This is a genomic window from Sulfitobacter sp., from assembly GCF_036961165.1.
GTDB lineage: Bacteria > Pseudomonadota > Alphaproteobacteria > Rhodobacterales > Rhodobacteraceae > Sulfitobacter.
Genome location: NZ_JBALVJ010000016.1, coordinates 38,017 through 61,337, shown reverse-complemented (window position 1 = coordinate 61,337; position 23,321 = coordinate 38,017). Strand labels below are relative to the sequence as shown.

General features: G+C 57.7%; 17 protein-coding genes. 5 read left to right on the top strand and 12 right to left on the bottom strand.

Annotated features, from left to right (window positions below; genetic code table 11):
* Positions 1 to 629: 629 nt before the first annotated feature.
* The 11 genes from V7730_RS09600 to V7730_RS09550 all read right to left on the bottom strand — a co-directional run bounded on the left by V7730_RS09600 (position 630) and on the right by V7730_RS09550 (position 12,038).
* Positions 630 to 794, bottom strand: a complete 165-nt coding sequence (locus V7730_RS09600; protein WP_335747380.1) for a hypothetical protein — start codon at positions 792 to 794, stop codon at positions 630 to 632.
* 166 nt (positions 795 to 960) lie between these two features.
* On the bottom strand, positions 961 to 1,830 hold the full coding sequence (locus V7730_RS09595) for an NAD-dependent epimerase/dehydratase family protein (protein ID WP_335747379.1): 870 nt from the start codon (positions 1,828 to 1,830) through the stop codon (positions 961 to 963).
* Positions 1,831 to 1,952: 122 nt separating this feature from the next.
* Positions 1,953 to 2,939 carry a UDP-glucose 4-epimerase GalE gene (gene galE / locus V7730_RS09590; protein ID WP_335747378.1) on the bottom strand — a complete coding sequence of 329 codons (987 nt, stop codon included), beginning with the start codon at positions 2,937 to 2,939 and terminating at the stop codon, positions 1,953 to 1,955.
* A gap of 1,075 nt (positions 2,940 to 4,014) precedes the next feature.
* Positions 4,015 to 5,181 carry a nucleotide sugar dehydrogenase gene (locus tag V7730_RS09585; protein WP_335747377.1) on the bottom strand — a complete coding sequence of 389 codons (1,167 nt, stop codon included), beginning with the start codon at positions 5,179 to 5,181 and terminating at the stop codon, positions 4,015 to 4,017.
* 12 nt (positions 5,182 to 5,193) lie between these two features.
* Entirely contained in the window at positions 5,194 to 6,678 is a 1,485-nt protein-coding gene (locus V7730_RS09580) for a phosphomannomutase/phosphoglucomutase (RefSeq protein ID WP_335747376.1), read from the bottom strand.
* 103 nt (positions 6,679 to 6,781) lie between these two features.
* Positions 6,782 to 7,687: a glycosyltransferase gene (locus V7730_RS09575; protein ID WP_335747375.1), complete on the bottom strand. Its 906-nt coding sequence runs from the start codon at positions 7,685 to 7,687 to the stop codon at positions 6,782 to 6,784.
* A 34-nt stretch (positions 7,688 to 7,721) separates the two neighbouring features.
* The gene (rfbA, locus tag V7730_RS09570) at positions 7,722 to 8,615 is read right to left on the bottom strand and encodes a glucose-1-phosphate thymidylyltransferase RfbA (RefSeq protein ID WP_335747374.1); all 894 of its coding nucleotides are present in this window, start codon (positions 8,613 to 8,615) and stop codon (positions 7,722 to 7,724) included.
* On the bottom strand, positions 8,602 to 9,453 hold the full coding sequence (gene rfbD, locus V7730_RS09565; RefSeq protein WP_335747373.1) for a dTDP-4-dehydrorhamnose reductase: 852 nt from the start codon (positions 9,451 to 9,453) through the stop codon (positions 8,602 to 8,604). The genes rfbA and rfbD overlap by 14 nt, the downstream gene beginning before the upstream one ends.
* Positions 9,450 to 10,499 (bottom strand): dTDP-glucose 4,6-dehydratase, encoded by a 1,050-nt coding sequence (rfbB, locus tag V7730_RS09560; protein ID WP_335747372.1) that lies wholly within the window; start codon positions 10,497 to 10,499, stop codon positions 9,450 to 9,452. Before rfbB ends, rfbD begins: the two co-directional genes overlap by 4 nt.
* Before the next feature lie 4 nt (positions 10,500 to 10,503).
* Entirely contained in the window at positions 10,504 to 11,061 is a 558-nt protein-coding gene (gene rfbC / locus V7730_RS09555; RefSeq protein WP_335747371.1) for a dTDP-4-dehydrorhamnose 3,5-epimerase, read from the bottom strand.
* Positions 11,062 to 11,144: 83 nt separating this feature from the next.
* A complete protein-coding gene (locus V7730_RS09550; RefSeq protein WP_335747370.1) occupies positions 11,145 to 12,038 on the bottom strand; it encodes a glycosyltransferase family 10 domain-containing protein in 894 nt (297 codons plus the stop codon).
* A gap of 270 nt (positions 12,039 to 12,308) precedes the next feature.
* Here V7730_RS09550 and V7730_RS09545 point away from each other — a divergent pair, with 270 nt between their 5' ends.
* The 5 genes from V7730_RS09545 (at position 12,309) to V7730_RS09525 (ending at position 18,361) form a co-directional block, all read left to right on the top strand.
* A complete protein-coding gene (locus V7730_RS09545) occupies positions 12,309 to 13,412 on the top strand; it encodes a hypothetical protein (RefSeq protein WP_335747369.1) in 1,104 nt (367 codons plus the stop codon).
* The gene (locus tag V7730_RS09540) at positions 13,409 to 15,049 is read left to right on the top strand and encodes a hypothetical protein (RefSeq protein WP_335747368.1); all 1,641 of its coding nucleotides are present in this window, start codon (positions 13,409 to 13,411) and stop codon (positions 15,047 to 15,049) included. Before V7730_RS09545 ends, V7730_RS09540 begins: the two co-directional genes overlap by 4 nt.
* The gene (locus V7730_RS09535) at positions 15,046 to 15,972 is read left to right on the top strand and encodes a hypothetical protein (RefSeq protein ID WP_335747367.1); all 927 of its coding nucleotides are present in this window, start codon (positions 15,046 to 15,048) and stop codon (positions 15,970 to 15,972) included. The genes V7730_RS09540 and V7730_RS09535 overlap by 4 nt, the downstream gene beginning before the upstream one ends.
* Positions 15,973 to 15,996: 24 nt before the next feature.
* Positions 15,997 to 17,442 carry a hypothetical protein gene (locus V7730_RS09530; protein ID WP_335747366.1) on the top strand — a complete coding sequence of 482 codons (1,446 nt, stop codon included), beginning with the start codon at positions 15,997 to 15,999 and terminating at the stop codon, positions 17,440 to 17,442.
* A gap of 79 nt (positions 17,443 to 17,521) precedes the next feature.
* On the top strand, positions 17,522 to 18,361 hold the full coding sequence (locus V7730_RS09525; protein WP_335747365.1) for a hypothetical protein: 840 nt from the start codon (positions 17,522 to 17,524) through the stop codon (positions 18,359 to 18,361).
* Here the strand turns inward: V7730_RS09525 and V7730_RS09520 are convergent.
* Entirely contained in the window at positions 18,358 to 23,313 is a 4,956-nt protein-coding gene (locus V7730_RS09520) for a glycosyltransferase (RefSeq protein WP_335747364.1), read from the bottom strand. The two genes, V7730_RS09525 and V7730_RS09520, sit on opposite strands and share 4 nt — an antisense overlap.
* Positions 23,314 to 23,321: the final 8 nt, after the last annotated feature.

Below are 23,321 nucleotides of genomic sequence, written 5' to 3'. Positions count from 1 at the left end.
TTTGTTTTGAAGTCGGTAGGGATAAAGATAAAAGGGTCGCATATTTTGTTAGCGCTTGGGAGAATTAGCTACATGTGGTGTGGGTGCTGTGGATATCGCTGAATGCCGACTGGTGGCATTGCCTGGAGGCTGTTTTTGTTTCAGCTACAATGAAGGCATAGGCGATGTTTTGTTTGTGAAGTCGCGTCTTGGGATTTGAGAACAGCGGGAAGGCACGGTGGTGCATGCTCCAACTTAATCGGCTGGAACTTCTAGCTCAAAGAGGCCCTGAGCCGGAGGCAAATGCACTACCACCGAGGACTTTCCATGTGGTGAGGAGGCTGTGGGCTCAGATCAAAATCGGTTGATTTCACATGCAGTGTGCGCAGTTCTCACAAGGGAGTTCATCTGCGGGCACTGAAGGTTGATAATCTTGGTATATTACATAACATACCTTATTAACCCCTGCATTTATGGCCGCAAAGCATCAATGTCATTGATGCGGAACTCAGGCGTGTCGCTCTCGCCTCCAATGAAAACAGGCAGCGAGAGCGGATGCGGGATAACGGTTGTGAGAATGGCCAGCTTACTTTAGCTGAGCCGACGGCGGGTCGCCAGTCAGGCTATGTAGTGGCTGGCGTTTCTACCGTTTAGCTTTTTTTCGCTGCTTCACGTGCAGCCTTGGCTTCAGCCTGACGCGTTGCTACGCGTTCTGCTTTAACTTCGGCCTGACGCGCTGTTACGCGCTCTGCTTTAGCTTCGGTCTGACGCGCTGTTGCGCGCTCATCTTTCTTAATATCTGGGGTAGCAGTCATGATCATATCCTTAGTTAAAATTGGCGCTAACATACTATCATTATTATACATTGAAAACGGGCTAAAACAAAGTATCTTCCACCACTTTCTGTGTTTTGAAGGCGCCTTATCGGGCGATAAAGGGCCCGCGGGTTTCAAAGGCAAACAGGACCTATACAGGACAGAACTACCTTAACATGTGCCATTGGCGCACCATCTCTGAGGGGTGCGTTTCTGTGGGGTCAAACCTGTGAAGGGTTTCCAGCACACCACAGTCCAGCGTCACATACTGATGCGCGCTATCGCGAGCTAGATGCAGCTCCAGCGGCATTTGCGCGGCCTGAGCGAGAGCGCCCATGGTAATCGCGTGCGGGGCTGCGATGTTGAGGGCGGCAGGCAGTTGTGTGCGGTTACGCACCAGTGACAGCATCACCCGCGCAAGGCTTTGCGGTCCGATATATGAGCGCACAGGTGTGCCGCCGTCTTTGAACGTGTCCAGCCGTAGCTTTTCGTCCGGTGCCAGTGCGGCCCCGTTGATCAGCAGCGCATCCGCACCCGCGACATTCCCGATGCGCAGACAGCACAGGCCAACACCCAGCTCAGCTGCCAGCGCGTGGCAGGCCGCCTCCATATCCCGCTTCGAGCGGCCGTAGTCATTGGCAGGATCAAGCGGATCATCCTCGGAAAAAGGGTCATCACTGCCGGTGCCGTATACGGCTGATGTAGAGGCCAGCAACACATGCGGGATGCCAAGCTGTGCCGCAGCGGTCACGCAGGCGGTTCCGATGGCCGTGTTGAGCGTGAAATCTACCTCCGGTCCGGGGACAACCCCTGACAGGACAATCATACAGTCAAACCGGGCGGCCTCTTCCACCGCTTGCGGTGGCTCCCGAAGAATATCCCAGCGCAGATCTTCAGGACGGTTCTGATCCGCCTGCCGTGTCTGAAAGACAAGCTCGATATCCGCATTCGGGGTACGCAAGCTGTCCAGCGCCCAAGCCTGACGTAGCATCCTGCCGATGCGACCGCTGCTGCCCAGAACCAGAACCCGTGTCATACCCATGCGCCCACAGGTCCAAATCGGTATGGCCTGCGGTCTGAACCTGAGGCAATATCGAGCAAGAGCCGTTTGATTTCATACATGGCTGACGATCGCCCAAGTCGGTGAACAGTCACACATCACCCCGCCTTGCAGGCAAAATTCCAGGCATCACGCACGATCGTCTCTAACGTGCTGTATCTGGCCTGCCAGCCAAGGACGGCCTGCGCGCGGGCGACATCTGCCACCAGTGCCGCCGGATCACCGGCCCTGCGCGGATGCTCTATCACGGAAAAGTCGCGCCCGGAGATGCGTTTGACCGCCTCCACAACCTGCCGCACGCTTTGCCCCGAACCGGTGCCAAGATTGATCGACGTGCACCCCGGCGTCTCGTTCTCGAGCAGATGGCCCACTGCCGCCACATGCCCCAGCGCAAGATCGCTGACGTGGATATAGTCGCGGATACAGGTGCCGTCGGGAGTGTCGTAATCAGTGCCATAAATCTTGATGTCTGGACGCTGCCCGAGGGCGGCCTGAAGGATCAACGGGATCAGATGGGTTTCGGGATCATGCCGCTCGCCGCAGCGGCCTTGGGCATCCGCCCCGCAGGCGTTGAAATAGCGTAGCGCAATCGCCTGTAACCCATGTGCTGCCGCACAGGCCTCCAGAACAGTCTCTACCATGGCTTTGCTATCGCCGTAGGGATTGATGGGCGTGCGCGGCAGATCCTCGCCCAGAAGGGCCGTATCTGTCCGGTTGCCGTACACCGCCGCCGTGGAGGAAAATACCAGCTTTGAGACCCCCGCGGCATTCATCGCATCCAGAAGCGACAGCGTGCCCGCCACATTGTTGTGGAAAAACGGCAGCGGCGTGATCACTGACTGGCCTGCTTCGATCAGGGCTGCAAAGTGGATCACGCTGCCGATGTCGAACTGCCGCATTGTTTGTGTCAGTTTGGCAGTATCGGCCAGATCGCCTTCTACCAGATCTGCGCCGAAACATGCGTCGCGGTGACCGGCGGAAAAGTTGTCATAGACGATTGCTGTATACCCGGCCTCTTGCAGGACCAACGTGGTGTGCGAGCCGATATAACCGGCGCCGCCGACAACAAGGACGTTTTTATTCATAGCGTTCTTTCTCGCATTTGTTGGTGCCTTGATTGCACTTCAAGGTACAGCAGGCAAGTCAGTGTGCTTTGCAACACATGTGCTGTGGCGTCAGAAAAGTTGAGGCACCCTGCCGCAGGTGGACGACAAAAAGGGTGGTTGTTCGCTGGCCGTTCAATGACACCGTGAGGTGACTGCGCACCACATGGTAAGCATCGACCTAAAAGGTATTTCAGTGCCTCCTTATTACAGTTGTCGATACGTCGAACGCGGCCTCAGTCTGTCTTATAATGACTTGCGCGCCTGTGCTGTAGTTTAAGGGGATCGCGGCAGGCCTATTCTGGTCCGTGTCGCCCGCATCTCGAACTTGCAGAACCACTCGACTTGGCAGTTTCCGATTGCAACGATGCGGGGATTATTGACGGGCAATGCGCACGCCCTCATTTATTCGAGGTATCCGATTGAGCATAAATCGAAGTTGTGTGATCCAGTCTTCATAGTGGCAATAATTCAATCCGAACCTTTTTGTATCATAAGGTGTGAAGACGCGGCCAGCATGTGGCATTCTAAGACTGGCATGCTTTGCCAAGCCAGGATGAGGCGTTGTGAATATTTCTATATCCAGCAAATCCGATAGCCCGCGCGTCGCCCCAGGCTGCTATCACATCCAGAACGTGAATTCTCTGCACGCCCGCTACAACAGGTTCATCAAGCCCTTCTGCGAACCAGCGACGAAGAACCTGAATGGTTACATCCGGTGGCTCGAGGCGCGGCTCGCTGGGGTGCGGCCATCGGAAGTTATTCGTGCATCTTGATCCCGGCGCGGCGGCGGTCGAATGTCAGCTTTGTGTGGCGGTCTCAATCAGGCAGCTCAAAGTCATGCGAATAGAGACGTGACCAAGATGAACCAAGTTAAGACGGCACACATCTTGAGCGCGAACATTGGCCATGCATCATCTGTTGCGCGCTTGCCGTTCATGTATCGGAAGTAATAGCCCTACATCGTCCAGTGCCTTTACCAAGGGTTGGCTGATCCTCGGCGAAGTTGCTGATTCAAACATCCAAACCCACCTTTCTCTCTGAGGTCGGATCATTTTCAGTCAGCGCCGAACAAATCCCGACTGAAGATTTTATCGGCCACGTCGCGCAGGTCGTCGGTCATGCGGTTGGCAATGATCACGTCCGCCTCTGCCTTGAAGGCTTCTAGGTCGGGGATCACGCGTGAATTGAAGAACAACTCTTCTTTCATGGCGGGTTCATAGACGATGACCTCGACGCCCTTTGCCTTGATCCGTTTCATGATGCCCTGCACCGAAGACTGCCGGAAGTTGTCAGAACCTGATTTCATCACCAGACGGTAGACACCGACCACCTTCGGTTTGCGGGCGATGATCTGTTCGGACAGAAAATCCTTGCGCGTGCGGTTGGCATCCACGATCGCGCGGATCAGGTTTTGCGGCACTTCGGAATAGTTGGCCAGCAGCTGTTTGGTGTCTTTGGGCAGGCAGTAGCCGCCATAGCCAAACGAGGGATTATTGTAGTGATCGCCAATGCGTGGATCGAGGCTGATGCCTTCGATAATCTGGCGGCTGTTCACACCGCGCGACATGGCATAGCTGTCGAGCTCGTTGAAAAAGGCCACCCGCATGGCAAGGTAGGTATTGGCAAAAAGCTTGATCGCTTCGGCCTCGGAGGGGCCGGTGAATTGCACCGCGATATCCGTGGCGCGGGCGCCCTGTACCAGCAGATCGGCAAAGGTATGCGCGGCATCCGTGGTGCCGCCCACAATGATACGGCTGGGGTGAAGGTTATCATAAAGGGCCCGCCCCTCGCGCAGGAACTCGGGGCTGAACAGAATGCGGTCGCTGTCGAAATCGTTCTGCAAACGCTCGGTAAACCCGACAGGGACCGTGGATTTGATCACGATATTGGCGGTTTTATTGATATCAAGCGCATTGGACACCACCGTTTCAACACTGGAGGTGTCGAAATAGTTTGTGTCGGTGTCATAGTTGGTCGGCGTGGCCACAATGATATAATCGGCATCGGCAAAGGCAGCAGCGCTGTCCGTTGTGGCGCTCAGATCCAGATCATGATTGGTAAGGAAGTCTGAAATATCAGTATCTACGATGGGGCTTTTTCGGCCATTGACCATGTCCACGCGGGTCTGGTCAATGTCTACGGCCATCACTGTATTATGCTGTGCCAGCAGCACAGCATTCGACAACCCGACATAGCCCAGACCGGCAACCGCGATTTTCATGATAGGCCTACCTTAGAATGTCTGGTCATAATCGCCCACACCTGGTTCGGTGCGGATCACATCATCGACGGCTTTGAAGATCGCGCGCAGCTCTTCTTCACTCTCCGAGCTTTCGCAGACCACCACCAGATTGGGGGTATTCGAGGATGCGCGCACCAGCCCCCAAGAGCCGTTATCAAGGATCACGCGGGCGCCGTTCACGGTGACCACTTGCGCCACCTTGCGACCTGCCAATTCGGTCATTTTCTCCAGTTTAGAGACGATACGCGCGAGGATGTCGTACTTTTCTTCGTCCGCCGCATAGGGCGACAGGGTCGGCATGGAGTAGGTCAGCGGCAGCGCGCGGCGCAGGTCTGACATGGACATGTCTGGATTGCGGTCCATCAGCTTGCAGATTTCCACCGCGACACGCATGCCGCAGTCATAGCCACGCCCGATCGGTTCTGCCAAAAAGTAGTGACCAGATTTCTCGAAACCCGCCAGCGCGCCCAATTCCTTGACGCGGCGCTTCATGTGGGAGTGGCCGGTCTTCCAGTAATCCGCTGTGACGCCATTGGCGATCAGCTCAGGATCAGAGGCATATAGGCCGGTGGATTTCACATCCGCCACAAACGTGCTGTTCGGGTAAATCTTGGACAGATCGCGCGCCATGATAACGCCGACCTTATCGGCGAAGATCTCTTCGCCCTCGTCATCCACCACACCGCAACGGTCGCCATCGCCATCAAAGCCAAGGGCAAAATCAGCACCCGAGGCTTTCACGGATGCGCTCATGTCGTGCAGCATTTCCATCGCTTCGGGGTTCGGGTTGTAGTGCGGGAAAGTGTAATCCAGCTCATTGTGGCTGTTGACCACTTCAACACCCAGACGCTTGAAAAGTTCGGGTGCAAAAGCAGAGGCCGTGCCGTTGCCGGTGGCGCAAACGACCTTGAGCTTGCGGGTCATTTTAAAGTCGCCGACCAGATCATCAAGGTAGGCTTCGCGCACGCCTTCGACGAATTCGTATTTGCCGCCCGCGCGCGCAACACCTTTGCCGTTCAGCACGATATCGCGCAACTCATCCATTTCGTCAGGGCCGTGGGTCAACGGGCGCTCAAAGCCCATTTTAACGCCGGTCCAGCCGTTGGGGTTGTGGGAGGCCGTGACCATCGCCACCGCAGGCGCATCCAGATGGAATTGTGCAAAATAGGCCATCGGCGACAGGGCCGGGCCGATGTCTTTGACGTGGATGCCCGCCTGCATCAGCCCCAGCATCAGTGCATTTTTGATCGACAACGAATAGTCGCGGTAATCATTGCCCACGGCGATGACTGGCTCAATCCCGCGCAGGTGCATCTGCGTGCCAAGGCCCAGACCCAGTGCCGTGATGCCGGGCAGGTTGATCGCCTCAGGGTACTGCCAGCGCGCGTCATATTCGCGAAAGCCTGTCGGTGCGATCATCGCGTCGCGCAGAAATTCCCATGTGTTGGGCGTGACGGTCGAAAGGGGCTTGGTCATAACGCTGCTATTTTCCGGTTGTTAATGTCTGCTTCCTAATAGTCGCAATACGCCTTAGCCACAATCGCGATACACGGTTTTGCCGTCTGGCGCGAAAATCCGGTCACAGCCTGCCCAAAAACACCGCGAGCCAGAGGGCCATCGTGCTGCTGCGACTTTGGCGGTAAAGTCCAAGCCGTTTCAACCCTTTCAATCGCCCGACCAACCCCTTGCCGCGCAGCGCGTCAAACGCCTCAAGCAGTTGCCGGTTCTGCGGCGTCAGCCGGTGCGCCGAGCGGCCGAGCACCGCGATGTTCACATCGTTCCAGTCCCTGAACGTGCCGCTCAACAGCATTGCCATGCGCAAAATTTTGGCACGGATGGTGTCGTTGGCCCCGATCTGGTTAACCTCGTGCTGGCGGTACAGCAGCGACGGCGTGTCGCCATGCACCAGCACACCGCCCGCCCCCGAGACCAGCTGATAGACCCACCAGTCATGCACCACAGGACAGGTTGCTTCGCTTGCCGCGTCCTGCACAAGACGGGCCGCCGCCGCGTTGAGCAGGATCGTGTTGCCGGACGCCACATTCTGCACCAGCGCATTGCGAAACCCCAAAGGCTTCGGGCGCGGGACGGACAACCGCCGCTCACCAAGGGTTTCATTCGTGATCCATGTGCGGCTGCAATAAAGTGCGGGCTGGTCTGGAGCCGTCTTTTGCAGGGCGGCGATGCCACGCTGCAACCGGTCGGGCAGCCAGACATCGTCCTGATCGCTGAACGCAAGCCAGCTGCCATCGGGCGCATGGGCGGGCATCGCGCGGATCAGCGACATAAAGTTTTCCGTCCCCCCCAGCGCGGGTCCATCCAAGCAAACGGTATGCCCCGCAGTGCCGGCAAACCGCTCGATCACTACACGGCTGCCATCACGTGAGGCATCATCGCTGGCAAGCAATTGCCAGTCGGTGTGTGTTTGTGCAGCAAAGCTCTCAAGCTGTTCGTCCAGATGGTCGGCACCGTTATAAACCGCCATCAAAATCACGATGTGCGGGGGTCCTGCAGTCGGTTCAGTAGGCATCGAAACCGGTCTGCTGTAGCAATCGGGTCAGGTAATCGCCGTAATCGTTCTTGCGGAACATCTCGGCCCGCGCCTTTAACTCATCACGGCTGATCCAGCCCTGACCAAAGGCGATTTCCTCAAGACATCCCGTTTGCTGGCCCTGCCGTTGTTCCAATGTGCGGACGAAATTGCCGGCATCCAGCAGGCTGCCATGGGTGCCGGTATCCAGCCACGCATAGCCGCGCCCCATGCGCTGCACATCCAGCAACCCGTCGTGCAAATACATCTCTAGCAAAGAAGTTATTTCAAGCTCGCCGCGCGCGGAGGGCGTCACTTTGCGCGCACGCTCGGGGGCGGAACTGTCGAGAAAATAAAGCCCGGTCACCGCATAGTTTGACGGGGGCACGGGCGGCTTTTCCACAATCGATATGGCTTTGCCATCCTTGTCGAAGTCAACCACGCCGTAGCGTTCCGGGTCCGCAACGCGGTAGCCGAAGACGGTGCCGCCAACGGTCTTTTCCTTTGCGCCAGCCAGCAATTCAGGCAAGCCATGCCCGTAGAAAATATTATCCCCGAGCACCAAAGCAGACGGCGCGCCTGCAAGGAAGTCCTCGGCCAGAATGAACGCCTGTGCCAGTCCGTCGGGGCTGGGTTGTACAATATAGCTGAGCGTGACGCCCCACTGGCTGCCGTCCCCAAGTGTGCGGCGGAACTGCTCTTGATCCTGCGGAGTGGTGATGATTGCGATCTCGCGGATGCCCGCCAGCATCAGCACACTAAGCGGATAGTAGATCATCGGTTTGTCATAGATCGGCAGCAGTTGTTTGCTGATGCCGAGAGTGACGGGATAAAGCCGCGTGCCAGACCCGCCTGCCAGAATAATGCCCTTACGCACCGTCATGTCCCAACTCCTTTAATACTGCCGCCAGTCCTGCCTGCCAGTTGGGCGGCTTAATCCCGAAATCTGCCGCCAATGAGGCACAATCGAGACGCGAGTTCAGCGGCCGTGCGGCAGGTGTGGGGTAGTCACTGGTGGGAATGTCGCTGACCGTCACCACCTTGCCTGCCAGTGCAAATGTTTCGCGTGCGAAATCCGCCCAGCTGGCGGCGGGGGTGCCTGCATAGTGATAGGTGCCACCGCCCTGCCCGTCTTGCATCCCTGCCGCCATGGTCAGAAGGGTCGCGGCAATATCGGCCGCTGGTGTCGGTCCGCCAATCTGGTCACCCACAACGCTCAGCGCGTCACGGGTTTCAGACAGGCGCAGCATGGTTTTCACAAAGTTCGCGCCATGGGCAGAGAACACCCAAGACGTCCGCAAAACGGCATGCATGCCACCCGCCGCACGCACCGCCTGCTCGCCTGCCAGTTTGGTGCGGCCATAGGCGTTTTGCGGGGCGGTTTGGTCCTGCGGAGTCCAGGCCTCCGTGCCAGTGCCATCAAATACATAATCGGTAGAGACATGCAGGAACGGAATGTCCAGTTTGGCGCAGGTCTGCGCCATAGCGCCGGGTGCCGCGGCGTTGACCAGATGCGCCAAAGCCTCTTCTTCTTCGGCGCGGTCCACGGCGGTGTAGGCGGCTGCATTGATCACTACTGCCGGCGCATGGGCGCGGATCGCAGCGGCACAGGCGGCAGGATCTGACAGGTCCGCCTGATCGCGGCCCAATGCTGTCACCTGCGCCTGACGTTGCAATTCAGTGGCGACCTGACCGGTCTTGCCAAAAACCAGAATGCTCATGCGGTCACGCCCAGCCGTTTGCCGACCCCGTCGCGATTTTGCAGAGCACGCCACCACGCCTCGTTCGCCAGATACCAATCAACCGTGCGCGCCAGCCCTTCATCCACGGTGACCGAGGGACGCCAGCCCAGCTCGGTGCGGATGCGCGAAGGGTCAATGGCATAGCGCGCATCATGGCCGGGGCGGTCGGTGACAAAGGTAATCAGATCGGCATAAGATCCCTGATCGCGGGGCCGCTTTTCATCGAGAATGGCGCAAAGCTTGCGCACCAGAGCAAGATTGCTCAGCTCGTTCTCGCCGCCGATGTTATAGCTGCGCCCCACCGCTCCACGTGTCAGCACCGTGAGCAGCGCATCGGCATGGTCCTCTACATAGAGCCAATCCCGCACGTTAGAGCCATCGCCGTAAATTGGCAGCGGCTTGCCCGCCAGCGCGTTGAGGATGATCACTGGCACCAGTTTTTCGGGGAAATGGTAGGGGCCATAATTGTTTGAGCAGTTGCTCAGCACCACGAGCAGGCCGTAGGTCTCGTGCCATGCACGCACCAGATGGTCACTTGCCGCCTTGGACGCCGAATAGGGGCTGCGCGGATCATATGCGGTCGTTTCAGTGAACTGCACCGCAGGGTCATCGGGCAGCGAGCCGAACACCTCGTCCGTGGAGATATGGTGGAACCGGAAAGCATCAGGCCGGCCCTGACCTTCCCAGAAGGCACGCGCGGCTTGCAGCATGTTGTAGGTGCCGGTGATGTTCGTCTCCATGAAGGCCCCCGGCCCGTCGATGGAGCGATCAACATGGGATTCAGCGGCCAGATGCATCACTGCATCGGGGCAATGAGTGGCAAAAACCGTCTCTAATGCGGCGAGATCACGGATATCGGCTTGTACAAAGCTGTAGTCGGGATGATCCGCAACAGATGCTACATTATCCAGACAAGCCGCATAGGTCAGTGCGTCGAGGTTGACCACCGCATGACCCTGCCCGATTGCCTGCCGGACCACGGCAGATCCGATAAACCCTGCTCCGCCCGTCACCAAAAGCTTCATGGTCTTATCCTTTCCACTCGAAGGGGCTGTCGAAACCGGCAAGCGGTGGCGCGGCGGCATCCTTGTCACTCAGCACTGGCTCCCCTGTCAGCTCCCAGTCGATGCCACAGCTGTCCCACTTTACCGCGCCATCGCACTCGGGGGCGTAGACGTCGGTGCATTTGTAGATGATCTCGGTATCGGGTTCGCGGGTGACAAAGCCGTGCAGGAAGCCTGCGGGGATCATCAGCTGCAATCCGTTCTCGAAGGTAAGCTCGATTCCGAACCAGCGGCCATAGGTCGGGCTGCCACGGCGGACGTCCACGGCCACATCATAAAGCCGCCCGCGCCCGCAGCGCACCAGCTTGGCCTGCGCGTGGGGCGGCGACTGGTAATGTAGCCCCCGCAAGGTTCCGGTGCTGCGTGACAGCGAATGATTGTCCTGCACAAAATCATAATTCAGTCCCTGTTCTGCCATACGCGCCTTGTTCCAGCTTTCGCTAAAAAAGCCGCGCGCGTCGCCGTGACGTTTAGGGGTCAGGACCAGAAGATCAGGAATATCGGTTGTGGTAATATCGAGCATATATGTGTCCGGATTTGTTTCCTGTTTGTGTCAAAATTTTCACCCAGTAGCCACCCCAAGGGCGCTCAAGGGGCGCATATAGCTCACATCTCCTGTTTGCCTGACACCTCCGCCAGTTCACGCTTTAGCGCAGCGCCAAGCCGGGCGTATTCACGCACCATGGCTGCAGGGGTGCCAAACAGTGTGCCCAGACGCATTTGGGCGGCGCGGTAGTTTTCGATAAAAGCGGCGTCAGGTTCGAATGCGTCAATGCGGGCGGCGGCTTCGTCCGGTGCAAGCCCGTAGAGATTAATAAACGATCCCGCCGGAACAAGATCATGCACGCGGTGGCCCGGCCCGGCGATATAAAGCGGCACGGCCCCCACCGCAAAGGCATCAAAAAACTTCTCTGACACATAATTGGCATGATGGGTGTTTTCGATCGCCGACAGAATCCGGCACTGGCCGTCCAGATCAAGAAACTTGTCTAGATGCCAGTCAGGTAGATCCTGTCGACGCGGTAGCGTGTTCCACCCTGCCCCGCTGCGCAAGACATCCGGCCCCTTACAGGCCAGCGCAATCTGCGTGCGTAATGTACCCATGCCGAAAATATCATGGCCGTCATACCGGACATCAAAGCGGGCTTCGTTGCGGTATTCGGCCAGAAACGCCACGCGGTGTCGGGTCCCCGCAAAATGCGTGCGCCACTGGTCAGCATCGCGCGCGGCATTGCGCCGGAACCAGCTGGCATAGCGGGTGAAAAAGCGCGTATCAGTCAACAGGAAGTAGGGGATTTCGGTAAAGTTGTATATGTCGCTTGTGAAGTGGTTGAGGCAGGCAAACGGTATGGGGCCGGTAGTACCGGAATGTTTCTGAAACCGGCGCAAGGGATCGCGGCCCCAAACACTGTCCCAGAACGGCTCCTCGGACAGCAGCACCAGCCGTCCGCCCGCCTTGATGTGCGGGGCACAGGCGTCCAGATCTTTGCTATGAGACACGATTATCGCATCAGCCCCCGATGGGTCGGACGTTAGGTGCAACCAGTCTGAGCAAGCGCTCTGTACCGGGGTATAGGCCAGCGGCTGGCGGTGAGCATAGTGACCCAGAGGGCATAATTTAATCATTCAATCAGATCGCACACAGTAGACATTCCTTGGTAAAGTTCGTTATGCCCCTATGTGCTGCGGAATTTTCTTTTGGCCGGTAGGGGTAAGCCTTTCCAGATGCTTATTTTGGCCTAAAGCGCAGACTAATAAAGGTAGGTTGTCATGTCATCCCAACATAATTCGGTTTCCAATGCACGTTTGGATGTTCCTGGGCAAGACAGGCTCATCGTTTGTCTTGCGGATGCTTTGCGCAAAACGGGAATTGCCGCCGCGCTGGAGCAAGAACAGGCCGTAGCCGAGATTGTGCCAACGCAGCGCCTTGTTGCGGCTTTGCAGGCGCAAGCCGCAAACCGCGCCCTGATCGTTTATGACCGCCCGGCCGCCTATCTGTGCCAGCGTATGATCGACGGAACCTCACCCGCTGATGCACTGACCGAGTGGAAAGCCACCGCGGCCACACTGGCAGATATATTGCAGACTTACCGTGACAGGGTCTGGCTGATCGACCTTGATATGCTGGCCCAGTATCCCTCCTTGCTGGGAGACCGTCTGGGGTTAAGTGCGGCAACATCTACCATGCTGAAAAACACGCCGCCACCTGCGCAGGATCCGGTGTTGCGCATGCTTGCCGGCGCCGTTGTCCGCCGCGAGATGTCTGCACAAATTCTGGCGGGAGAACTGGAGGCCAGCGCGCTCAACCTATCAAACCGCGATCGGTCGGATGCCGTGGACGGCATGCAGGCGTTCGAGCATTACGCGCAACAGCGCAAAGATTTCGAAGTCGCCAAGGCCGAGAGCGTGGCCCAGACCCTTTACGCAGAGGAAATGTTCACCCAGCTTGAAATAGCACAGGCCGAAACCGCAGCGCGGTTGGTCGAACTCGAAGCCGCACGGACAGAAACTGCCGCGCGGAAAGCAGAGCTGGAAACGGGCCGTCTTGCTCTTGAAAAAATGCAACAGCGTCAGGTCGAAATGGATAGCGAACTGGCGCGGATGGCGCGCGATGGTACTGCCCTCAAATCCGCGCAGACTGCTTTGATGCAGCAACTTGATCAGGCCCAGCGTGATCTGGAAGCCCGCTATGGTCAAATTCGCGCGAAAAGCGCCGAGCTGGAAACAGAACGTCACCGCTACAAGGTGCTAGCTCAGGAAAAGGCTGATGTTGATAACTGGATACACGGCATTCAGGCTTCAATCACCTACCGGATGATGAACCCGCTGCGGCGACTCCGGCTTTTGCTGAAGCGAAAAGGAGCTGACGGGTGAGCGGCATTTGGACCTCGTGGATCAACCAGATTGATCGCACTCAAGACCTTGATACAATCGTCTATCTCGGGGCGGGGTACGGGCGCGATCTGCCGGACTTGCTTGGAACTCGTGCCCGCCGGATTGTACTGGTTGAACCCAATCCGCTCCTGCGCAGCGCGCTGGAAGCCGTGGCCGCGAAAGAGAACAGGGTCACTGTCTTACCTGTGGCCATCGCCGCACAGGCAGGCAATGCATCGTTCAATATCTTCAACGCGGCGTCTTACGGTAGCCTGCGGGCGCCCGGCGGCTTGCTTGATGTGCTTCCCGGTCTCAAAGTGGAAGAGATGATAACCGTCAAATCCATCACCCCGCAGGAACTGTTTCAATCGCTGGAGCTGGCACCGGACGCTGTTCATGCGCTTATTCTGGACGTCCCCGGAGAAGACGCAACGGTGGTTGACGCCTTGGCGGGCATGGATGTGATCCCGTTTGACCATGTGATGATGTGCTGTACTGCCAAACCTTTGTATGAAGGCCTGCCTGCCTCGGTTGATCTGCCCCACACGCTGGATGCACGACACTACAAGGTGGTCGATCAGTATCTGGATGATCCGGTTCTTTTGAAGTTCTGGCTCCGTCATGATGACACGCAGCAGGCTCTGGCCCATGTGCAACAATCCTCCGCCGCGCAGGTCGAAGGCCTTCAGGCCGAGATCGCCACGCTCACCCAGCAGCTTGACGCGGCGCAGGAAAATGTAGGCCAACGCATCAAGAGCCTTGAGCAGGAGCGTGGGGGTTTGCAGGCCGAGATCGCCGCACTTACCGGACAGCTCAACGCGGCGCATGAAAATGCAGGTCAGCGCATTGAGAACCTTGAGCAGGAGCGCGGCAGCTTGCAGGCCGAGATTGCCACGCTCACCCAGCAGCTTGGCGCGGCGCAGGAAACTGCAGCTCAGCGCATTGAGAACCTTGAGCAGGAGCGCGGCAGCTTGCAGGCCGAGATTGCCACGCTCACCCAGCAGCTTGGCGCAGCGAAGGAGGCTGCAGGCCAGCACGCCCAAGAAAGGGACCAAACGCGCAACGAAATGCAGGCTGAAATCACCAGGCTTACCCAGCAGCTTGGCGCGGCGCAGGAAACTGCAGCTCAGCGCATTGAGAACCTTGAGCAGGAGCGCGGCAGCTTGCAGGCCGAGATTGCCACGCTCACCCAGCAGCTTGGCGCAGCGAAGGAGGCTGCAGGCCAGCACGCCCAAGAAAGGGACCAAACGCGCAACGAAATGCAGGCTGAAATCACCAGGCTTACCCAGCAGCTTGGCGCGGCGCAGGAAACTGCAGCTCAGCGCATCGAGCACCTTGAGCAGGAACGCAGCAGACAGCAAACGGAACTGGCCACGCTCACCCAGCAACTGGGCGCGGCACATGAAAAGGCAGCGCAGCGCAGCGATGCACTGGAGCACGAGCGCAGCAAACTCCACCACGAGCTTGCCACACTCACGCGGCAGATGCGCGATCTGCGCGATGCAGACATGGATGACCTGCGCCGACGCTATGCCGTCCTGAGCGAGCAGAAAAACGCTCTGGAAGCTCTGTTGCAGGACGTTACCGCGGGTTTGATCGCCACCTGTGAACCCCTTGAGGGCACCCCGCAACTATGAGCGCGCATGCCCCCTCTCCGCCTCCCACGCTGGGGGATATTCTGACGCGCTTGCGTGCACATTCGCACGCGGCCTCAGGTGAGCGCGTGTCCGAACCGCCATCGCTGCCGACCCTTCTGGCGCAGTGCCGCGCGGCGCAACAAACATTGGTGGCGCCTGCGCCCTCGATCAGGGCGATATACCACTTTGCCTGTACCGGCGGGACAATGATCAGCAAATGCATCGGCGCCCTGCCCAACAGCATCCTGCTCAATGAAATGGACCCGCTGAGTGTCGACCACCTCCAAAGCGATCCGATACGGTTTTTGCCGACAGACCTGATCGCCGGACTTAGCACCGGTGTGCGCAATATACCGCAGGAAACTATGATCCGCATCTTCCAGAGTGGGCTAGAGACCCTTCTGAAAGACCTCACCACACAGGGGCGGGATCTGGTCATCCGCTGCCACACACACACGCAGTTCTGCACGGCACCTTCCCCCGAAAGCCGGACCGGCATGCCCGAAATACTTGGCGCGGTTGCACCCGTGCGCGGGATCGTGACTGTCCGGCACCCGCTGGATTCCTTTCTCTCGCTGAAGTCGAATGACTGGACAAGCTTCGCCCCCTTCACGTTGGACGAATACGCCCGCCGCTACATGCTGTTTCTGGACGAGTATGAAGCTGTGCCACTCTACCGCTACGAGGACTTTCTCGAACAGCCTCACAAGTTGATGCAGCAGATGTGTGATGTGCTGGACCTGCCCTATTGGTCCGGTTTTGAAGCCGCACGGGCGTTGATCCAGCTGTCTGGTGACAGCGGACGGTCGGGCCAGTCCATCGCCCCGCGCCCGCGCCGGGAAGTCCCTGATGATATAGACAACAGCCGTGGCCACGCGCCGCAGTACGCCGCATTGTGCGCCCGTCTCGACTATCCTGTTTAAAAATTTGGTTCCATAAGGGTAAATATGACAATAGCAGACCCTCACAATCGGCGTTTGGGCTCCGTCTCCATTCCTTGTCTGGCTCGTGACCTGCCGGCAATCAAAGACGTCTTCACTCTTTGGAGTGACAGCCGGTTCTTTCCGCTGACATCTTCGGACTGCCCCAAGCCCAAGCTGGTTATTGTCTACAACAAGGCCGACAGCGCGCTGATCGCACAGACCCACGCGCTTTATGCCGAGTTCGCCGATCTGCACGCCTGTTTTGACGGGCTCGAAATTTTCAGCGCCGATCTGGAAGGGGATAGGGACCTTTATGCGCGCTACACTGAAGAAGCAAAAGGCGCGTTCGGGAACAAAGCCGGCCCCAACTTCCTGTTTCAGGAAACCATGCACATTACCTCGGAATTTGGTCTTTATACGCTGCAAATCGAGCTGGACTGCATCCCGCTGACCTCCAACTGGGTGGCTGACGTCAACAACATGCTGTTGTCTTCAGAAGCGTGGGTGATCGGGGCACCCTATCTGGGCGAGACGCCGCTGGATCCTTCGATCCAGTTTCACATCAACGGCAATGCGCTCTACCGTAGCGGATCGCGCGAGTTTTTGACGTTCCTCGACGAAGTCTGGATTCGCAACATTCTGATGCTGAGCAAGGTCCACCCGAACCTCGCCTATGACTGCTGGTGGGCGCTACAGATGGCGCGCAGCGATGCAGGGGTCGAGAACGCAGCTTGGCATCTGTGGCAGGAATACTGTTTTTTCTTCCAGTACAGTGCCTTTGTGGTCAATTTGAACGTCGCGGCCCATCAGGCAAGCCAATACACAGATGTCTCGGAAAACCTTGCCCGAAAAGGTCTGCGGTCCCTATTTTTCCACGGCGCGATTATGCCAAAGATCATTGCCCTGCTGAGCGGCGATCAAACCATGACGGTCCATCAGGCGCTCGCCACGCTTGAGGAAGGCAGTTGGAAAAGCCGCACGGACTCTCCAGAAAATGCGTCTGAAAGTTATCTCTTTCTGGCTGACCTGCTTCAGAAGCACCACAAGGTTCGCTCCCCACGGCTTTTGCTGGGCGAGGGGTTCAACCGCTTGGAGGGGCCGTCGGATATCTATTTCCCGACCCGATATGTCTGGAGCAACGCCTCGCGTTTGCAGATCACACTGACCGATGTCCGCGAAGATTTGACCTTGTTCTTCCGCGAGGGGCGCGGGCGTGATTTGCGCAGCATCGAGGATCTGGAATTCACCCTGAACAAGCAGGGAAGGGAGATCCCCTGCGATCTGGAGATTCTCGAAAACCCGAGCTTTGGCGCGCTGCGCCTACGCAGCAAGGACATCCAGACCCCCGGCCTTCTAGAGATCAACAGCTCGATGGATACGTTTGCCGAAAGAGAAGGCGGGCGCATGTTGGGCCTGCTGTTCTTTGAAGTCGGCTGCCGGTTGGGAAAAAACAACAACGTGATTTTATAATACGGCCGGTGCTGCCCCGCCCCCCCTGCCCTCCTGACACCACTAGCATTGCCATCCTCGCAAGCGGAGCCCGACCCTCATGAACCTCGACTTTGACCTGACCATGCGTCTGCGGCTGCCCCTCGCCCCGAACCCCGACCGGCAAAGCCTGTATTTTTTCAACCTCTACCGCTCTGGCAGCTCACTGACCGAAGCCATTGCCGAGAATTTCGCCCGTAGCGTCGGCTTGATGCCCTACAATCTAAGTCAGGCCCTGTACGACATGGGGGTCGAGTATTTCGACTCCCAGAATTACAATCACAGTTCCGTCCATCTGGCACACGCACTACAATTGCAAAAGCTGTCCCTGCTGGGCGGCTATCTGTTTTACGGATTTCGCGAAATACCCGCAGACTGGGCAGCAGGGTTCGGCCCCACAGACACCTCTGTTCTGGTTGTGCGCGATCTGCGCGACATCGGTATTTCGCAATACTATGCTGCTGCCGGTCACGCGACAGACAACAAGGTTTTGGCGAACCACATTACGGCGCTGCGCGCTTCAATCGCTGATGCCGCGCTTGAAGAGTTCGTTTTGCGACGTGACACTCTGCATTTCCTCAACCGGATTGGCGGCTGCTACCAACCGATGGTCCAATCGGGCATGCCGGTCATCCAGTATGAGGATATGTATGTGGATGGAGCGCTCAGCCTGCGCCGTATGTGCGAGCATATCACCACCCCGCTGGCACCCCATGTTCCCGATGACTGGTCCTTTGAGGATTTTCTAAGCAGAACCGAACGGGCGGTTGCCGCAAGCGGCCGTCTTAAGAACCACAAGACCGGCGGTACAATCCGCAACTACGAAAAACTGCCTGCGGATGTGCTGGAAGCCTATACAGACAAGCTGCGTCCGAACCTTGAGCTTCTGGGCTATGCCTAGGTAGCCACCTTGAGTGCTTCGGGCAACATCCCCGAAGACAGTGCGGCTGGCTGCCTGTCAATCAACAGATGCATGATCCGCCCACAACGTGGGCCGTCATCCGGTGTTCCCTTGCGCAAGGCGATATCGGGGCGCTGGCGTGGTTGATGGATAGTCATACGGTCAGCAGTCACCGCATCGAAGACTGTGCCGCCCAACCGTTCATAGTAGCAATAGGTATCATATGCCATGATCTGCTGCTGTGCCTCGTCCGGCAGCACCAGATTCAGATAACCCGATTGCGGCGCCATCAGATAGGTGATGCCACCGACCCAGACCTGTTTGCCAAATGAGAACTCCTGTGTTGTCCCTTCGGGGATTTCAACGCCTGTCACACTATAGCAGCGGGCATCGTGGAGGTAACCGGATTGCCCATGCCCCTGCGCAGCATCACCTGCCGACACCGCTTGAAAGAGGTCAGCAAACGAAGCTGCCAAATCGGCCCGACCACGCGCCATGTTGCCCCGCGCCAGAGCGGCTGCAACGAGATCGGCATAAAGAGCCGCACCAGCCTTGGTCGGGTGTACAACATCGCGCAGGTTCTGCTCGGCGAAATCCTGCTTGCCGGTCTTTTGCGGCACATCAACCCGCAGAATGCCGAAATAGGAAGCGATTGCTGCATGGGACCGTGACATCCAGTCATCCGCATAGTCGACATCTGCCCGCGGTAGATCCAGCAAAACCGGCACACGGCCGGACTGCAACACTTTGGCAACCATGGAAACAACCGACAGGACATGGTCATCACGGTTTTTATCGTTGAAGCGCCTCGCATCGCTGGTGGCAAGCTCCAGCACAACCAGATCACTATCGCCCATCATCTGTTCATCCAAAAGATAGCGCATCAACATAGGGGTGACCCCCCCGATGGCCGCCCGCGAGGTTTTAGCCAACCCCAACGAGGGTGCATGCCGGGTTTCAAAGCTTTCGGAATATGCGATCGGGTCATTGGTGACGCTGAACCCGATAAACCGGATGTGACATCCCGCAATAGGTTTTTCAGCTGCAGGCTTGGGCGCTGCAGTTGTACGGCTGACTGCCGGTATATTCTGCACTGCTCCGCGCGGTTGCAATACCGCTGTTCTGCCCTGTGTCGGTGTCGCGTCGGGGTTGGCGGTTTTCTGTACGACCTCGGTTGCAATATGCGACAACCCGAACCCCAGCCGGTCAAAGCTGTCGAATACTTTTGGCGTAGCGGCAGGACGGCTTTTAGCTTTGCTAACCAGATCAGCATAAAGCGTCTCGTAGCTATGGGCCTGTGTCATGAAAGACAGGGTGTCCTCGGCAAGGGCGCGGCAGTTGGCGCTTAGGTCCGGGCCGGTGAGCAGCTCTGTGATCCCTGCGGCCAATCCAGCCACGTCTCCGGGGGTGCTGGTGTGCCCCGTCTTGCCGTTGAGGGCCAGGTCGCCGATCGCTCCGGTCCGGAACCCTGCCACAGGCACCCCGCAGGAAATGGCTTCGGCGGTCGTATTTGAAAACGTCTCTTCGAGCGACGGCACCACGATCACGTCGGCACAGCTGTAGGCCATTGCCAGCTCATCGTTGTCGGCAATATATCCCAGCGCTTTTTTATCGTGCCCGATGCCGTCAATGGCTGGCGTATGGTTGCCCACCAGCATGACAAAAGGATCAAAGCCCATCGCACCGGCATCCAGCAGCTTCAGCGCTGACTGGAATTCGTGATAGCCTTTGACGTCACTTGAGAAGCTGGGCACGTAGCCGATGATCTTACGGTCCAGCGGCAGTCCGAATTTACGCCGCATTTCACGTTTGTCATAGGCCCGGAAGACATCCGTCTCGATCGAGTTCGGGATTGTCTCGATCCGGCAGTCGCGAAACCCGGGCGCGCGCTCAAGGATCTCGCGGGTGTGTCTGGACAGGGTGACCAGCGTCAGATTTTCGAAATTGTAGTTCGCGCGTTTGGCGGCCAGAACTTCGGCAGGAAATCCGGTTTCGGCGCTGGGGATCTGCGGGCAGTTCTCACAGCTTTGCTGCCACTTGTCGCAGCCATGGAAGAAATGGCAACCACCCGTGATCGGCATCATGTCGCGGATTGTCATCACCACGGGCTTGTCCGACCACGTCAGACTGGCGATGTTTTCCACCGACAAAAAGCGCGCGTGAAAGTGCAGGTTGACCACATCGTAAGGGGCCACCATGCGCAGCAGGTCGTGGGACTGGATGTGGGTCTGGTTGACCGTAAAGATCGTGTTGCCGGGTTTCGGCGCCGGCTGCAACGTGCGCCAACGGGCACCATCAGTGCTGGGGTGCATAACAAATTTCACACCCGGCTCATTCTGGTGATGCAGGATGGTTGTGAACATCGTGGACTTCACCTGCGGCTGTGCCATCAGCCCACGGTGCAAGCGGTACGCAGCATAGCCCGCCCCCTGCTGGGTCGAGGACGACAGCAACGCCACCTTGATCTCGCGCGGTTGTGCTTGCGGATCGGTGACCTTGTTGATCACCGTATTCAGGGCAGCAATCTGGTTTTCTGCCGAGAAGACCGCCAAGCGGTCGTTGGCATAGTCGATGTTGTCCGCAAAGGCCGTGCCCTCGTGCCACATCTGCTGTAATTCATTGGTCAGTGCAGAGCTGTCGTTATGGGGCACAATTCTGGCAAAGCGCCCTCCTTCCCCCAACACTTCCGGCAGGCCGCCTGCATCCGAAGATATTACAGGCAGGCCTGCAGCGATTGCTTCCAATACCGCAACGCCAAAGGTCTCAGATTTACGGGTAACATCAGAAGTGTAGGTTGAGGCATGTAAATAGAGATCGAAACCGGCAAAATAATCTGGTCTCTCGCTGAAATCGACAAAGGGCACAAAATTAATGTTCTCTTCGATTGCAAGCGACTTGGCCTGTTCCTGAAGGTTTGCAAGCTCTTCATCGCCGTTAGCATAGACAATAGTTAAGGTCACATCAGTGGTGCAGGCCTTGCAGAACCGTGCTAGCGCCTCCAGCATCACACGGTGCCCCTTCCATGCAATCAACCGCCCCACAGTCAAAAGACGCAAAGAGCGGGAGCGATCGTAGAAGTTCTCGGTCTTGCGATGCTCGAAAAACCGGGGATTGACCGTATTGTGTAGCAGGTTGATGCGGTCCTGCGGAATCCCTGCCTCAACCATCAAGCCCTGCAAATAGGTCGATACGGCTGTAAATGCCGTATTGGGCCGCGCGCAAAACGTCCCGATCAGATGATTGCGATACGTTGGTTGCGTCTTCATCACAAAAACATCAATGCCATGGCACATGCTGATGGTTGGCAATCCGAACGCCAGATCTCCGATGCGCTGGAACAGCCGATGTTCATTGATCGCAAAATGCGCGACCAGCACATCAATACGGAAATGCGCCAGAACGAATTTGAAGATTTGCTCGATCACCTCTGGCCGGTAATGGGGCCAGTCGATTGTGATCGTCCGCTCGAAAGGGCGCTCGTCCAAAAGCTGCCGCGTCTGGCACAGCATCACATTTGTATGTGGTGATCCGGTTTCAAGCCGCCCCAGCAAATCATAGATGAATGTCTCGGAGGGGGCGGAAAAGACGGTTGCGTAATGCAGGATCCGTTTGCCACCGGGGCCGCAGGCGGGCACCGGCATCGCTTCGATCTCGCCCAGTACATCCGACAGCAGGCCAAAGTTTGTCTCCAGCCGGATGGCAGAGATTGGCACCCCCAAAGCTTCGGCAATCCGTACAAAAACGACAAACAGCTTGTCCGTCTCGCTGCGGTCCAGCACAAAAGCGCCACGGTCCCGAAAGCAATGCTCGACGTAGGCTGCCAGCGCGCTGCGAAACAGCGGCTGGTCGGGATAGCGCTCTATGGTGGCCTCGACTGTCTGTAGCTTGTCGGTACGGAACCGCAGCAGATAAAGGTCTTCGGCTTCGTGTTGAGTGAGAAACGGGAAATCGACACGGTAACAATCGCCGTTCTCGCGGATAATCAACTCACGGCGCGCAAGATCACCCCCCGAAGACAACCCGCCGTGGGAAAAGTGAAATCCTGCAAAGTCGGATTTGTGGAAGGCGCAACCTTCACGGTAGGCTTTGCGGATCCAGACCATATCACTGAGAATGCGCAGGCCTTCATCGTAAGGGCCGATGCGGTCATAACATGTGGCATGGACCAGAAAGCTGCAATGGTTGACGTTGAGATTGCCCAAATAGATGCCGTCTGACAGCGGGCGTGCCGTGACACGGGTGCCTTCGTCGTAGAAATCCGAATAAACGATATCGGGCTGCGCGGCGGCCTGTGCTGCAGCAACCGATCTGGCCACAAACTCCGGGTCGTGCCAGTCATCCGAATTCAGCAGGCCGACATATTCGCCGCGCGCCAGACTGATCCCTTTGTTCATCGCGGAATAAATGCCCTGATCCGGCTCCGAAATATAGTAATCGATGAAATCATCGTTGGCCTTGATCACGTCCAGTGTGGCCTGCGGGCTACCGCCGTCCACGATGATATATTCGACATTCGCATAGGTCTGCGCGCGGATTGAATCGATACACCGCTGGAACGTAGTGTGATTGTCATAAACGGCGGTCACGATGGTAACCAACGGCTGGGCCTCGGTACCCGAGGGCAGCACCCCGCGCAGACGGCGTCCGCCTTCAGCGCGCCGCTTTTGGGTCAGATCTGGGTAGTGGTCATAGCGACCGACAACGCGCGTTAGCCCGTCGATATCCGCCAGACAGTCGCGCAGCCATCCGGCCTCTGGATTGAGTGCGACAGCCCGTTCATAGGCCCGTCGCGCTCTGTCCGTATCGCCCTGATCCCGGGCAAGCTCACCCAACCGCGCATGATAGAGATAGAAGTCAGGATCGCGTGTGATCGCCGCTTCCAGCAGGGTGCGGGCAGCCTCGACATCGTTGTGTGCGATATGTTCATCAACAGCCGCGAGGTCGGTGCTCATACGAATAG